This window comes from Oceanospirillum linum, from assembly GCF_001995095.2.
In the GTDB taxonomy this organism is placed as follows: Bacteria; Pseudomonadota; Gammaproteobacteria; order Pseudomonadales; family Halomonadaceae; genus Oceanospirillum; species Oceanospirillum linum.
On record NZ_MTSD02000264.1, the window covers coordinates 1 to 381 of the forward strand.

The 381-nt window shown below is 46.7% G+C and carries 1 protein-coding gene; it reads left to right on the forward strand.

Translation table 11 applies throughout. From position 1 onward, the window contains the following. Positions 1–19: 19 nt before the first annotated feature. The coding region (locus BTA35_RS17570) for a sulfurtransferase (protein WP_274378453.1) at positions 20–381 on the forward strand (362 nt) is incomplete at its 3' end.

Consider the following 381-nt stretch of genomic DNA (forward strand, 5'->3'; position numbering starts at 1 on the left):
ACTCTGGACCTTAGAGGTGATGGGACATAGCCGTTACAGCTACCTAAATGGTGGTATTTTAGCTTGGCGTGCAGATGAGAAAGCTCAGCAAACAGAATCCGTTCAGCCAATCGCCAGCGTATATGAAGCAGCTATTATCAATCCGGTTGAACGCATTGAGTTAGATGAGCTCAAAGACAAGCTAGGCCAAAGTCAATTTGCCGTCTGGGATGCTCGCTCTGAAGGAGAGTATGCAGGCACTGACGTCAAAGCTACTCGTGGAGGGCATATTCCTACAGCCGTTCATTATGAGTGGACAAGAGCGATGGACAAAGATAATGCACTACGCATTCGTGATATGGCAGAAGTAATTACAGAGCTTGAAACGGTTGGACTGAGTAT